Here is a 12,912-nt window from a genome sequence, read left to right as displayed (position 1 = left end):
GCTGCGCTTACCGGGCCTACAGTTATCACTGCGTCTTGTAGGCCGGGTAAGCGAAGCGCCACCCGGCTTTTTTATTGAGTAAAAAACGTGAATACACTCGAAAACACCATCGGCAACACCCCTTTGGTCAAACTTCAGCGTATGGGGCCTGACAACGGCAGCGAAATCTGGGTCAAACTCGAAGGCAATAACCCGGCGGGGTCGGTGAAAGACCGTGCCGCACTGTCGATGATTGTTCAGGCCGAAAAACGCGGTGAAATCAAGCCGGGCGACGTGCTGATCGAGGCCACCAGCGGCAACACCGGTATCGCGCTGGCGATGATCGCCGCGCTGAAAGGCTACCGCATGAAGCTGCTGATGCCGGACAACATGAGCCAGGAGCGCCGCGCCGCGATGCGTGCCTACGGGGCCGAGCTGATTCTGGTGTCCAAAGAGCAGGGTATGGAAGGCGCACGCGACTTAGCGTTAGAAATGGCCGAGCGCGGCGAAGGTAAACTGCTCGATCAGTTCAACAATCCGGACAACCCGTACGCGCACTACACCACCACCGGCCCGGAAATCTGGCAACAAACGGACGGGCGCATCACCCACTTTGTCTCCAGCATGGGGACCACCGGCACTATTACCGGGGTGTCTCGTTTCCTGCGCGAGCAGGAGAAAGCCGTCACCATTGTTGGCCTGCAGCCGGAAGAGGGGAGCAGTATTCCGGGGATTCGCCGCTGGCCGGCGGAATACATGCCGGGCATATTTAATGCGCAGCTTGTGGATCAGGTGCTGGATCTTCACCAGCGCGAGGCGGAAAATACCATGCGTGAGCTGGCCGTGCGCGAAGGCATCTTCTGCGGCGTCAGCTCGGGCGGCGCGGTAGCGGGGGCGATTCGGGTGGCAAAGGCAAACCCGGGGGCGGTAGTGGTGGCAATTATTTGCGATCGCGGCGATCGTTACCTCTCTACCGGCGTCTTTGGTGAAGAGAGTTATTCGCAGGGGGCGGGGATTTAAGCGTCATGGAGATGATTCTATTCCGGGATAAAACCCGGGCGCAGCAAACCGATATTGTTGCGGTGCAGTCGCAGGTGGTTTACGGCAGCGTGGGCAACAGTATCGCTGTGCCAAATATTCGTACCCATCGGCTGAACGTGACTGCCGTGCCGACGGTGCTGTTCAGCAACACGCCGCACTATGACACCTTCTACGGTGGGGTGATCCCCGACGAGTGGTTTAGCGGCTATCTTAAGGCCCTGAACGAGCGCGAGATCCTGCGCGAGCTTAAGGCGGTCACCACTGGCTATATGGGCAGTGCCAGCCAGATAAAACTGTTGGCCCAGTGGCTCAAGACCATCAAAGTGCAGCATCCCGATCTGCTGGTGCTGGTCGACCCGGTTATCGGCGATATCGACAGCGGGATGTACGTGAAACCGGATATCCCTGAAGCGTATCGCGAGCATCTGCTGCCGCTGGCGCAGGGGATTACGCCGAACGTCTTTGAGCTGGAAGTGTTAAGCGGCAAACCGTGCCGTACTCCTGAAAGCGCGATTGTCGCCGCGCAGGGGTTGCTCTCAGATACGTTGAAATGGGTTGCGATCACCAGTGCGCCGGTGGCCGATGACCCGGAAAATATCCACGTGGTGCTGGTGAGTAAAGAAAGCGTGACCGTGAGCGCGCACCCTCGTGTCGAAACCGATCTGAAAGGGACGGGGGATCTGTTCTGTTCGGAGCTGGTCAGCGGAATTGTCGAAGGCAAAACCATTGCTGAGGCGATTCGCAAAGCAGGGGATCGGGTGACGGACGTGATGGTTTATACCCAGTCGAAAGGTTACGACGAGCTTATTCTTCCCGCATAAACAAAAATGGCGCCCGAAGGCGCCATTTCTTTGTGCGGCAAGAATTACTTCTTGATGCGGATAACCGGGGTTTCGCCCACGGTCACGCTGCCGGACAGTTTGATCAGTTCTTTGATTTCGTCCATGTTGGAGATAACAACCGGAGTCAGGGTAGACTTCGCTTTTTCTTCCAGCAGTGGCAGGTCGAATTCAATCACCGGGTCGCCAACTTTAACGCGCTGGCCTTCTTCTGCGATACGCTTGAAGCCTTCGCCTTTCAGTTCAACGGTGTCGATACCGAAGTGAACGAACAGTTCGATACCGCTATCAGATTCGATAGAGAACGCATGGTTGGTTTCAAAAATTTTACCGATGGTGCCGTCAACTGGAGCAACCATTTTGTTGCCAGTTGGTTTGATAGCAATGCCATCACCAACGATTTTCTCAGCAAACACTACATCCGGCACGTCTTCGATGTTGACGATCTCGCCGGAGAGCGGAGCAACAATCTCAATAGTTCCGGAGTCTTTCTTATCATCAGAAACCAGAGATTTCAGTTTATCGAACAAACCCATGATCTTCTCCTAAGCAGTAAATTGGGCCGCATCTCGTGGATTAGCAGATTGTTTTTTCTTCAATGAACTTGTTAACCAGCGTCATTAACTCGTCCGTTGTCGGTTGAGCAAGAGCCTGCTCTGCTAACACCTTCGCATCTTCGAAGTTCGTGTTACGGATAATCTTCTTAATGCGCGGGATGGAAATGGCGCTCATAGAGAATTCGTCCAGACCCATACCCAGCAACAGAAGTGTAGCACGTTCGTCGCCTGCAAGCTCACCACACATGCCAGTCCATTTACCTTCTGCATGAGAAGCATCAATTACTTGCTTAATAAGCGTCAGTACGGACGGTGACATTGGCTGGTAGAGATGTGAAATCATATCATTACCACGGTCAACTGCCAGGGTGTACTGCGTTAAATCATTGGTGCCGATACTAAAGAAATCAACTTCTTTGGCTAAATGACGCGCAATTGTTGCGGCTGCTGGTGTTTCCACCATCACACCCACTTCGATTGACTCGTCAAACGCTTTACCTTCGTCGCGCAGTTCCTGTTTGTAGATTTCGATCTCTTTCTTCAGTGCACGCACTTCTTCAACAGAGATGATCATCGGGAACATGATACGCAGTTTACCGAAAGCGGATGCACGCAGAATCGCGCGAACCTGGTCACGCAGGATCTCTTTGCGATCCATGGCGATACGCACTGCGCGCCAGCCCAGGAACGGGTTCTCTTCTTTCGGGAAGTTCATGTACGGCAGCTCTTTGTCGCCACCGATGTCCATGGTACGGACGATAACCGCCTGAGAGCCACAGGCTTCAGCCACGGCTTTGTACGCAGCGAACTGTTCTTCTTCAGTTGGCAGCGCGTCACGGTCCATGAACAGGAATTCAGTACGATACAGACCTACACCTTCCGCACCGTTGCGCTCAGCGCCTTCAACGTCGCGTACGGTACCGATGTTCGCGCACACTTCTACCTGATGGCCGTCCAGCGTAATGGCTGGCAGATCTTTCAGTTTAGCAAGTTCCGCTTTCTCGGTTGCAACCTGCTCCTGAACGGCGCGCAGCTGCTCGATCTCTTCGTTAGTTGGGTTGACGTAAACCTGGTTGTTTACGGCATCCAGAATCAGATAGTCGTCGTTTTTCACCTGAGCAGTGACGCTACCGGTACCCACGATGGCAGGCAGTTCCAGAGAACGCGCCATGATAGAGGTGTGGGAGGTACGGCCACCTGCATCAGTGATGAAACCCAGCACCTTGTTCAGGTTCAGCTGTGCGGTTTCGGACGGGGTCAGGTCGGCGGCAACCAGGATAACTTCGTCCTGAATCGCGCTCAGATCGATAATGGCCAGACCCAGGATGTTGCGCAGCAGGCGCTTACCGATGTCACGTACGTCAGCCGCACGCTCTTTCAGGTATTCATCATCCAGTTCTTCCAGGGCAGTTGCCTGACCTTCGATAACTTCATGCGCAGCCGCGTCGGCCGTCATGCCTTTATCTTTAATCAGGGCTATGATTTCCTGCTCCAGCTCCTCATCTTCGAGCAGCATGATGTGCCCTTCGAAGATGGCTTCTTTTTCTTCACCGAAAGTTTCGCCAGCTTTAGTTTTGATCGCTTCCAGTTGCGCAGATGCCTTGGCACGACCGCTCAGAAAACGTTCAACTTCCTGATCAACCTTGTCGGCAGAAATTTTTTTCCGGTCAATGACGATTTCGTCTTCTTTCAGCAGCAGTGCTTTGCCGAAAGCGATACCCGGGGATGCTAAAATGCCTGAAATCATAACCCTACCTTACTTGTGACTGATATTGAAAAGAACCCGTTAACTTACTCGAGCTCAGCCATCAGTTTAACCAGATGCTCAACTGCTTTCTGCTCGTCTTCACCTTCCGCAGAGATGGTGACAACGGTGCCCTGAGTCAGGCCCAGAGTCTGCAGTTTGAACAGGCTTTTTGCGCTAGCGCTTTTGCCGTTGGAAGTTACAGTGATTTCAGAAGTGAAGCCTTTCGCTTCTTTAACAAACTGAGCAGCAGGGCGGGTGTGCAGACCGTTCGGAGCGGTAATGGTAACTTCTTGCTGGAACATTGTATTTCCCCAACTTATAGGTTTAGTGTTGTGGAACTAAAGTCTAGCCTGGCGGCTTAACTTTAGCCTGTATTGTTAGCGCTGACGTTTCAATCGTCATTAAACATTATGCAGCGAAAGCAAGACTTGAACCAAATCATAAAATCGATTCAGCAAGGCTATTTCGTTCACTGATTAATTTCACGCTTCAAAATAATTGCTGGTTTAAATACCAGACACAACGGGGTGAAGCAATGCCAGGAGGGGTAAAACTTTGAAGCAGGCCACAAAAAAGCACCTGGAAAGGTGCTTTTTTACGCGTTTTTAACATGCTGGCATCACTGTTGCAGTTCTTTCTCAGTGAAGAGATCGGCAAACAGTGCAGTGCTCAAGTAACGCTCACCCGAAGAAGGAAGGATAACCACAATATTCTTATTGGTAAAGGTCTCATCTTCCTGAAGTTTGAGCGCGGCCGCAACGGCAGCACCGGAAGAGATCCCCGCCAGAATGCCTTCTTCATCCATCAGACGACGTGCGGTTGAGATCGCTTCTTCGTTGGTAATGGTCACGACTTTATCAATCAACTTCAGATCCAGGTTGCCTGGAATGAAGCCTGCGCCGATACCCTGAATTTTATGCGGGCCTGGTTTCAGCTCCTCACCTGCCAGAGCCTGAGTGATAACCGGTGAGTCAGTTGGTTCGACGGCAACGGTAATCAGGTCTTTTTTACCCTTTGTGCCTTTAATATAGCGGGACACGCCGGTTAGCGTACCGCCGGTACCTACGCCGGAGATAAACACGTCAACCTGACCGTCCGTATCTTCCCAGATTTCCGGGCCGGTTGTTTTCTCATGGATTTCCGGGTTAGCCGGGTTGCTGAACTGCTGCAGCAGCAGATATTTTGCCGGATCGCTGGCCACAATCTCTTCGGCCTTCTGAATGGCACCTTTCATGCCTTTCGCGCCTTCGGTCAGAACCAGGTTTGCACCCAGCGCTTTCAGCAGCTTGCGACGTTCAATACTCATGGTTTCAGGCATGGTGAGCGTCAGTTTGTAGCCACGCGCCGCAGCGACATAGGCCAGAGCGATACCGGTGTTGCCGCTGGTCGGCTCAACCAACTCTACGCCTGGTTTCAGCACGCCACGTTTTTCCGCATCCCAAATCATGTTTGCACCGATGCGGCATTTTACGCTGAAGCTTGGGTTACGTGATTCGACCTTCGCCAGAATGCGTCCATTACCGATACGGTTCAGTCGAACCAGGGGCGTGTGACCGATAGTCAGCGAGTTGTCTTCATAAATCTTACTCATGGCCTGTCCTTAACTGTATGAAATTGGGATACCGACCCAGCATACCTGTTGAACAGGTAGGGGGAAGTAAGGAATTCGCATATCTATATACTGCAAGGAAATAATGGGGATCAGTATGGAATAAGGGGCGGCATAAGCCACCCCTGCTTTACACATTTTTGCATTATTTCCATAACGCGTGCTTAGCACGGTAGCAGTCCACCCACATTGCCGTCGCGCCGCAAACGGCGACGGGCATGATGAACAGATTCAGGAACGGGATCATGGTGAACAGGCTGGTCAGCGCGCCAAACTGCATATTGGTTACTTTCCGCGTGCGCAAGGCGGTGCGCATTTCTTTAAACGGCACCTTATGGTTATCGAACGGGTAGTCGCAGTACTGAATAGCCAGCATCCAGGCGCTGAACAGGAACCACAGCACGGGCGCTACCGTCTGGCCGATACCGGGCACGAAATACAGAATAAGCAACACAATTGCGCGGGGAAGGTACCAGGCAAACTTCTGCCATTCGCGTTTCATGATGCGCGGGAGATCTTTCATGATCCCCACTACGCCCGTATCCGGCGGTGTCGCACCGGTGAGCCGTGCTTCGAGTTGTTCTGCCAGCAGGCCGTTAAACGGTGCGGCTATCCAGTTCGCAATCGTCGAGAAGAAATAGCCAAACACCAGCAGCACGGAGATCACCGCCACCGGCCAGAGAAGGTAGTTAAGCCACTGCAGCCAGTCTGGCACGTAACTCATCAGCGACGGGATCCAGCTCTCGAGCTTTGTGAACAGCCACCAGAACGCGCCGCCCATCAGCACAATGTTGATGAGCAGGGGCAGTATGACGAAGCGGCGAATACCCGGCAGAGAGACCAGTTTCCAGCCCTGAGAAAAATACCAGACACCGCTGCGCGGGGATGAAGAAGATGTTGAAACCATAACCAGGCTGTACTCCTTTTTACACAACCAGTGGAATTGTCCGCCTATATTATCCAGTTACGGACCAATGACCAGTTCGGAAATGTTCGAAAAAACAGCAAAAAGCACGTTTTAGCGCATCTTTATGCTGTGAATGCTCTGCATACACTTGCACTTGAGTTAAACGGCAAATACTCTTAGTGAGTAAATGTTTGCCGTGGTGGCAAGGTGTTAGAACAACAGAGAATATAATGATGCAGGATTTGCGTCTGATATTAATCATTGTTGGCGCGATCGCCATAATCGCTTTACTGGTACATGGTTTCTGGACCAGCCGTAAAGAGCGTTCTTCTATGTTTCGCGATCGCCCACTGAAGCGCATGAAGTCCAGTCGTGATGACGATGACGTTGAAGACGACATCGACGGTAGCGACGACGACGGCGTGGGTGAAGTTCGTGTTCATCGGGTCAATACTGCGCCCGGCGCAGGACATGGGGAGCAAGAAGCGCCTCGTCCTTCGCAGCACCAGTATCAACCGCCGTATGCTTCCGCACAGCCGCGCCAGTCAGCGCCACAGCCTGTGGAAGAGCCGGTGCGTCAGCCGCCGCAACAGCCGGTTCATCAGCAGCCCGCTGCGCCGCAACCTGTGCCTCAACAGCCTGTGCAACAACCTGTACAGCAGCCAGTGCAGCCGATTCAGCAACCGCAACAGCAGCCTGTCCACGTGCAGCCTGCGCCTCAGCCAGCTCCCGCGCCACACGTTGAGCCAGAGCCCGTTGTAGAGCCGGAACCGGTTGTCGAAAAACCGCAGCGTAAAGAAGCGGTGATCATCATGAACGTTGGTGCCCATCATGGTAGTCACCTTAATGGTGACGTGCTGCTCAACAGCATTGAGCAGGCAGGTTTCAAATTTGGCGACATGAATATTTTCCATCGTCACCTGAGCCCTGACGGGAGCGGCCCGGCGCTGTTCAGTCTGGCAAATATGGTCAACCCAGGCACCTTTGACCCGGAAATGACCGGTGATTTCGTGACGCCGGGTGTGACGATCTTTATGCAGGTTCCGTCCTACGGTGACGAGCTGCAAAACTTCAAGCTGATGCTGCAGTCCGCTCAGCACATTGCCGACGAAGTGGGTGGTGTGGTGCTCGACGATCAGCGTCGAATGATGACCCCGCAGAAATTGCGCGAGTATCAGGACCGCATCCGCGAAGTTAAGGAAGCCAACGCGTAATCGTCGCGTTTACTTCAACTCCTCCTCAACCCCCGCCTGTCGGGGGTTTTTTCTCATTGATGGTGCGATATGGACTCAATCGAACAACAACTCACTGAACTGCGAACCACGCTTCGCCATCATGAATACCTCTATCATGTTATGGACGCGCCGGAAGTACCGGATGCGGAGTACGACCGCCTCATGCGCGAGCTGCGCGAGCTGGAAACTCAGCATCCGGAGCTCATCACGCCGGACTCACCGACGCAGCGCGTCGGTGCGGAACCGCTCGGTGCTTTCAGTCAGGTACGCCACGAAGTCCCGATGCTGTCCCTGGATAACGTCTTTGATGAAGAGAGTTTCCTGGCGTTTAACAAGCGCGTCCAGGATCGCCTGAAAAGCAGTGATTCGCTGAGCTGGTGCTGCGAGCTGAAGCTGGACGGTCTGGCGGTCAGTATTCTTTATGAAAACGGCGTGCTGGTGCGTGCCGCGACGCGTGGTGACGGTACAACGGGCGAAGACATCACCACCAATGTGCGTACCATCCGGGCTATCCCGCTCAAGCTGCACGGCGAGAATATTCCTGCGCGTCTGGAAGTGCGCGGAGAAGTGTTCCTGCCTCAGGCGGGCTTCGAGAAAATAAACGAAGAGGCACGCCGCACCGGCGGGAAGGTGTTTGCTAACCCACGCAATGCGGCGGCAGGCTCTCTGCGCCAGCTTGACCCGCGTATCACCGCGAAGCGACCGCTTACTTTCTTCTGCTACGGTGTTGGTATTCTGGAGGGCGGCGAGCTGCCGGACACGCACCTCGGACGCCTGCTGCAGTTTAAGGCGTGGGGTCTGCCGGTCAGTAACCGCGTTCAGCTCTGCGACTCTCCGGAGGATGTCCTGGCGTTCTACCACAAAGTGGAAGAGGATCGCCCAACGCTCGGCTTTGATATTGATGGCGTTGTCATCAAGGTCAATTCACTGGCGCTACAGGAACAGCTGGGCTTTGTGGCGCGCGCGCCGCGCTGGGCGGTGGCGTTTAAGTTCCCTGCTCAGGAGCAGATGACCTTCGTTCGTGACGTAGAGTTCCAGGTTGGCCGTACGGGTGCCATTACCCCGGTCGCCCGTCTGGAGCCCGTGCAGGTTGCTGGGGTGTTGGTGAGTAACGCCACGCTGCATAACGCTGATGAAATCGAACGCCTGGGCCTGCGCATTGGGGACAAAGTGGTGATCCGCCGCGCGGGCGATGTGATCCCGCAGGTGGTTAACGTTGTGGGGTCAGAACGCCCTGCCGAAACGCGCGAGATCGTCTTCCCGACCCACTGCCCGGTGTGCGGCTCGGACGTTGAGCGTGTGGAAGGCGAAGCGGTGGCGCGCTGTACGGGCGGCTTAATTTGTGGCGCGCAGCGTAAAGAGTCACTGAAGCACTTCGTCTCCCGGCGGGCGATGGACGTCGACGGCATGGGCGATAAAATTATCGATCAACTGGTCGAGAAAGAGTACGTCCACACGCCAGCGGATCTGTTCAAACTGACCGCGGGTAAACTGACCGGCCTGGATCGCATGGGGCCGAAGTCAGCACAGAATGTCGTTAACGCGCTGGAGGCGGCGAAAGAGACCACCTTCGCCCGTTTCCTGTACGCGCTGGGCATTCGTGAAGTCGGCGAAGCGACAGCGGCAGGGCTGGCGGCGTACTTTGGTACGCTGGAGGCGCTGGAAAAGGCAAGCATCGACGAGCTGCAAAAAGTACCGGATGTCGGCATTGTGGTCGCCACGCACGTCTTTAACTTCTTTGCCGAAGAGAGCAACCGCGAAGTCATCGGCAAACTGCTGGGAGAGGGCATCAAATGGCCCGCGCCGGTAGTGGTTAACGCCGAAGAGATCGACAGTCCGTTTGCCGGTAAAACCGTGGTGCTGACCGGCAGCCTGAGCCAGCTTTCCCGCGACGACGCTAAAGCGCGTCTGGTGGCGCTGGGGGCCAAAGTGGCAGGCAGCGTATCGAAGAAAACCGACCTGGTGATCGCCGGGGAAGCGGCCGGTTCGAAGCTGGCGAAAGCCCAGGAGCTTGGCATTGCCGTTATCGACGAAGCCGAAATGATGCGCCTGTTAGGAGAGTAACGTGGAGAAAGAACAGCTCGTTGAGATCGCCAATACGGAGATGCCGTTCGGTAAATACAAGGGCCGCAGGCTGATCGATTTGCCGGAAGAGTATCTGCTGTGGTTTGCCCGTAAGGATGAATTCCCGGCCGGGCGATTGGGTGAGCTGATGGCTATCACGTTACTGATTAAAACCGAGGGGCTGACCCAGCTGGTTCAACCCCTCAAACGTCCTTAAGCCTTCGCGGCGCGGGTCTCTTCCTGCGCCAGCTTTTCTGTCTGGCGTTTGTAACGACGCGCTAGCACCGCACAGACCATCAGCTGGATTTGGTGGAAAATCATCAGCGGCAGCACCATCATCCCAATCACCGAGGTCGGGAACAGAATGTTCGCCATCGGGATGCCGTTCGCCAGGCTCTTTTTCGAGCCGCAGAAGACAATCGTGATTTCATCCGCTTTATTGAAGCCGCATTTGCGCGCCACAAACACATTCACCGCAATCACTATCGCCAGCAGGATAATGCTGACAATCACGATAAACAGCAGTGAACCTGCGCCAACCTTATGCCAGATGCCATTTACCACCGCTTCACTGAAGGCGGAGTAAACCACCAGCAGAATCGACGTCTGATCGGTTTTTGAAATCCATTTTTTATGCTTCGCCACAAACGCGCCGGTCCACGGTCGGGAAAGATGCCCAAGCACAAACGGCAGCAGCAACTGCAGACAAATTCTTCCGACCTGCTCCAGGTTGCCCTCTGCACCGTGCATGTTCATCAGCAGCCCCACCAGCAGCGGTGAGACGAAAATCCCTAACAGGCTGGAGGCGGATGCTGAACAAACTGCCGCCGCCACGTTGCCGCCTGCCAGCGAGGTAAAGGCGATGGCAGACTGCACGGTAGCGGGGAGAATGCACAGATACAGGAATCCGGTATACAGGGCTGGATCGACATTCACCGGAGCCCACCAGGCAAACAGTACGCCCAATACAGGGAAGAGGATAAAGGTGCTACACATCACCCACAGATGCAGTCGCCAGTGTCCGCCGCCTGCAATGATGGCCTCGCGGGAGAGTTTGGCGCCATGCATAAAGAACAGCAGGGCGATGGCCGCCGTGGTCAGCCCTTCAAAGAAGGGGACGAAACCGCCGCGAGCCGGGAAAAACGAGGCCAGTAAAACGGTCACCACCAGGGTAAGCGTGAACGGATCAAGGATACGAAAAAGTTTCATAATCACTCCTGAAAGCAGATGTCGCTATTGTGCTTTCTTCCGTTTGAGAAATAAAATTGATTTATTGCATCCATTCATGAATTAAACAGATGAATTATTCATTACGTCAGCTTCGTGTTTTTGTCACCGTGGCGCAGGCTCGCAGTTTTAGCCGGGCGGGGGAGATGATCGGCCTCAGCCAGTCGGCCGTCAGCCATAGCGTTAAGGAGCTGGAAACGCAGACGGGAGTGAAACTGCTTGACCGAACGACGCGTGAGGTGGTGCTTACCGAAGCGGGGCAGCAGCTGGCGACGCGTCTGGAGAGGCTGCTGGACGAGCTGAACAGCACGCTCAGGGATGTGGGGCGACTCGGACAACAGCTTTCCGGCACGGTGAGGGTGGCGGCGAGCCAGACCATTTCTGCGCATCTTATTCCTCAGTGTATTGCCGAAAGTAATCATCGCTATCCGGATATTGATTTTGTTTTGCATGACAGGCCGCAGCAGTGGGTGCTGGAGAGTATCCGTCAGGGGGATGTGGATTTCGGCATTGTTATTGACCCTGGTGCGGTAAGCGACCTGGAATGTGAAGCGGTGCTCTCAGAACCTTTTTTGTTGCTTTGTCGCGATGACGACGCGCTGGCATCGCTGCCGCACGTGACATGGCAGGCGTTGCAAGGGGCAAATTTAGTGCTACAGGATTATGCTTCAGGAAGCCGCCCGTTGATTGATGCCGCGCTTGTCGCTCAAGGTGTGAAGGCAACCATTGTGCAGGAGATAGGGCACCCGGCCACGCTGTTCCCCATGGTCGAAGCCGGGATTGGGATAAGCGTACTACCGGCGCTTGCGCTGCCGTTGCCGCAGGGGAGTCGCTTAACGGTGAGGCGTTTTACGCCCTGCGTTCAACGCCAGCTGATGCTGGTTCGACGTAAAAACCGTTCTCTCTCAGGGGCGGCTCACGCCTGCTGGGACGTGGTGCGCATGCAGGCTCAGCGCTTAATGGAAGCCCGCACGCGCGATCCCCTGTTTAACGATCAGATATAGATATCAATCTTGTGCTCAGCGGAAGGGTTGTTGACGCCTTCCGCCACTGACTGACTGCTTTCCTGTTTTGGCATCTCTTCTTCTGCCTGCTGACGCTGCAATTGCGCCAGCTGTGCCTGCAGCATAGTCAACTGAGATTCGAGTAACTCCTGCTGCTTTTGTTTTTCTTCTGTTGTTGCATCACTCAGTGCCACTTCTTTGAGTTGCTGAGTGGCTTTTGTTATCTGTTTCATCAGCCGATTGATCTGGGAGGCAATGTCATTGCTACCAGAACTGTTATCAGCACTGCCGATTTCCATCGCCGACAGAGAAACTGCATTGAGGGTTGTCATAATGAGATCCTTTTCGCCATAAAACAGAGGTATCGGCAAGGAAAGGATTAGCTTGAGCAAAACTGCCATATCTGGCAGGTTCGAATTGATTAAATCGCAGATAGCAAAAAAGCGCCTTTAGGGCGCTTTTTTACATTGGTGGGTCGTGCAGGATGACTCGCTTCGCTCGCCCTTTGGGCCGTCGCCGTAAACGGCTCCGTTGCCTCTCTGCGTTCGGCTCGAACCTGCAGCAGGTTCGAATCATCCATATTGCAGATAGCAAAAAAGCGCCTTTAGGGCGCTTTTTTACATTGGTGGGTCGTGCAGGATTCGAACCTGCGACCAATTGATTAAAAGTCAACTGCTCTACCAACTGAGCTAACGACCCGAAA

13 protein-coding genes and 1 tRNA gene are annotated in these 12,912 nt (G+C 54.4%); 6 read left to right on the top strand and 8 right to left on the bottom strand.

All coding sequences use genetic code 11. The features are described 5' to 3' along the window. The first annotated feature begins 87 nt into the window (after positions 1–87). Both cysM and pdxK read left to right on the top strand, forming a co-directional pair. Positions 88–999: a cysteine synthase CysM gene (cysM, locus tag AC2T6E_RS19140; protein ID WP_486692876.1), complete on the top strand. Its 912-nt coding sequence runs from the start codon at positions 88–90 to the stop codon at positions 997–999. Positions 1,000–1,004: 5 nt separating this feature from the next. Then, a complete protein-coding gene (gene pdxK / locus AC2T6E_RS19135; protein WP_042716109.1) occupies positions 1,005–1,841 on the top strand; it encodes a pyridoxine/pyridoxal/pyridoxamine kinase in 837 nt (278 codons plus the stop codon). Between the two features lie 44 nt (positions 1,842–1,885). Here pdxK and crr read toward each other — a convergent pair whose 3' ends face one another. From crr to cysZ, 5 genes are all read right to left on the bottom strand, one after another. Beyond that, complete coding sequence (crr, locus tag AC2T6E_RS19130) at positions 1,886–2,395, bottom strand: PTS glucose transporter subunit IIA (RefSeq protein ID WP_003861316.1); 510 nt, start codon at positions 2,393–2,395, stop codon at positions 1,886–1,888. A 40-nt stretch (positions 2,396–2,435) separates the two neighbouring features. Continuing rightward, positions 2,436–4,163, bottom strand: coding sequence for a phosphoenolpyruvate-protein phosphotransferase PtsI (gene ptsI, locus AC2T6E_RS19125; RefSeq protein WP_010433760.1), 1,728 nt, complete (start codon positions 4,161–4,163; stop codon positions 2,436–2,438). 44 nt (positions 4,164–4,207) lie between these two features. Next, positions 4,208–4,465, bottom strand: a complete 258-nt coding sequence (gene ptsH, locus AC2T6E_RS19120) for a phosphocarrier protein Hpr (protein WP_000487600.1) — start codon at positions 4,463–4,465, stop codon at positions 4,208–4,210. Positions 4,466–4,782: 317 nt separating this feature from the next. Beyond that, on the bottom strand, positions 4,783–5,754 hold the full coding sequence (cysK, locus tag AC2T6E_RS19115; protein WP_010433759.1) for a cysteine synthase A: 972 nt from the start codon (positions 5,752–5,754) through the stop codon (positions 4,783–4,785). Positions 5,755–5,917: 163 nt separating this feature from the next. Beyond that, positions 5,918–6,679: a sulfate transporter CysZ gene (gene cysZ / locus AC2T6E_RS19110; RefSeq protein WP_211447300.1), complete on the bottom strand. Its 762-nt coding sequence runs from the start codon at positions 6,677–6,679 to the stop codon at positions 5,918–5,920. Positions 6,680–6,909: 230 nt separating this feature from the next. Here cysZ and zipA point away from each other — a divergent pair, with 230 nt between their 5' ends. From zipA to AC2T6E_RS19095, 3 genes are all read left to right on the top strand, one after another. Further along, entirely contained in the window at positions 6,910–7,893 is a 984-nt protein-coding gene (gene zipA / locus AC2T6E_RS19105; protein ID WP_010433757.1) for a cell division protein ZipA, read from the top strand. A gap of 69 nt (positions 7,894–7,962) precedes the next feature. Then, positions 7,963–9,978, top strand: coding sequence for an NAD-dependent DNA ligase LigA (gene ligA, locus AC2T6E_RS19100; protein ID WP_312962183.1), 2,016 nt, complete (start codon positions 7,963–7,965; stop codon positions 9,976–9,978). A gap of 1 nt (position 9,979) precedes the next feature. After that, positions 9,980–10,195: a DUF3820 family protein gene (locus AC2T6E_RS19095; RefSeq protein ID WP_003861328.1), complete on the top strand. Its 216-nt coding sequence runs from the start codon at positions 9,980–9,982 to the stop codon at positions 10,193–10,195. On the opposite strand, the gene AC2T6E_RS19090 is transcribed toward AC2T6E_RS19095, so the two are convergent. Then, entirely contained in the window at positions 10,192–11,187 is a 996-nt protein-coding gene (locus tag AC2T6E_RS19090) for a bile acid:sodium symporter family protein (protein WP_312962185.1), read from the bottom strand. The two genes, AC2T6E_RS19095 and AC2T6E_RS19090, sit on opposite strands and share 4 nt — an antisense overlap. 89 nt (positions 11,188–11,276) lie before the next feature. On the opposite strand from AC2T6E_RS19090, the gene AC2T6E_RS19085 reads away from it, so the two are divergent. Continuing rightward, the gene (locus AC2T6E_RS19085; RefSeq protein ID WP_089597876.1) at positions 11,277–12,209 is read left to right on the top strand and encodes a LysR family transcriptional regulator; all 933 of its coding nucleotides are present in this window, start codon (positions 11,277–11,279) and stop codon (positions 12,207–12,209) included. Here the strand turns inward: AC2T6E_RS19085 and AC2T6E_RS19080 are convergent. Then, positions 12,200–12,541: a FlxA-like family protein gene (locus AC2T6E_RS19080; RefSeq protein WP_108416674.1), complete on the bottom strand. Its 342-nt coding sequence runs from the start codon at positions 12,539–12,541 to the stop codon at positions 12,200–12,202. The two genes, AC2T6E_RS19085 and AC2T6E_RS19080, sit on opposite strands and share 10 nt — an antisense overlap. Before the next feature lie 291 nt (positions 12,542–12,832). Next, positions 12,833–12,908, bottom strand: a tRNA-Lys gene (locus AC2T6E_RS19075). Between the last annotated feature and the right edge of the window lie 4 nt (positions 12,909–12,912).

The organism is Enterobacter sp. B79-1 (genome assembly GCF_057444735.1).
The sequence above is the reverse complement of the archived record's forward strand: the minus strand, read 5'-3'. Positions and strand labels throughout refer to the sequence as shown.

Coding starts and splice junctions, on each gene's coding strand:
- pdxK (WP_042716109.1), top strand. CDS start 1,005: ATGGAGATGATTCTATTCCGGGATAAAACCCGGGCGCAGCAAACCGAT.
- crr (WP_003861316.1), bottom strand. CDS start 2,395: ATGGGTTTGTTCGATAAACTGAAATCTCTGGTTTCTGATGATAAGAAA.
- ptsI (WP_010433760.1), bottom strand. CDS start 4,163: ATGATTTCAGGCATTTTAGCATCCCCGGGTATCGCTTTCGGCAAAGCA.
- ptsH (WP_000487600.1), bottom strand. CDS start 4,465: ATGTTCCAGCAAGAAGTTACCATTACCGCTCCGAACGGTCTGCACACC.
- cysK (WP_010433759.1), bottom strand. CDS start 5,754: ATGAGTAAGATTTATGAAGACAACTCGCTGACTATCGGTCACACGCCC.
- cysZ (WP_211447300.1), bottom strand. CDS start 6,679: ATGGTTTCAACATCTTCTTCATCCCCGCGCAGCGGTGTCTGGTATTTT.
- zipA (WP_010433757.1), top strand. CDS start 6,910: ATGATGCAGGATTTGCGTCTGATATTAATCATTGTTGGCGCGATCGCC.
- ligA (WP_312962183.1), top strand. CDS start 7,963: ATGGACTCAATCGAACAACAACTCACTGAACTGCGAACCACGCTTCGC.
- AC2T6E_RS19090 (WP_312962185.1), bottom strand. CDS start 11,187: ATGAAACTTTTTCGTATCCTTGATCCGTTCACGCTTACCCTGGTGGTG.
- AC2T6E_RS19085 (WP_089597876.1), top strand. CDS start 11,277: ATGAATTATTCATTACGTCAGCTTCGTGTTTTTGTCACCGTGGCGCAG.
- AC2T6E_RS19080 (WP_108416674.1), bottom strand. CDS start 12,541: ATGACAACCCTCAATGCAGTTTCTCTGTCGGCGATGGAAATCGGCAGT.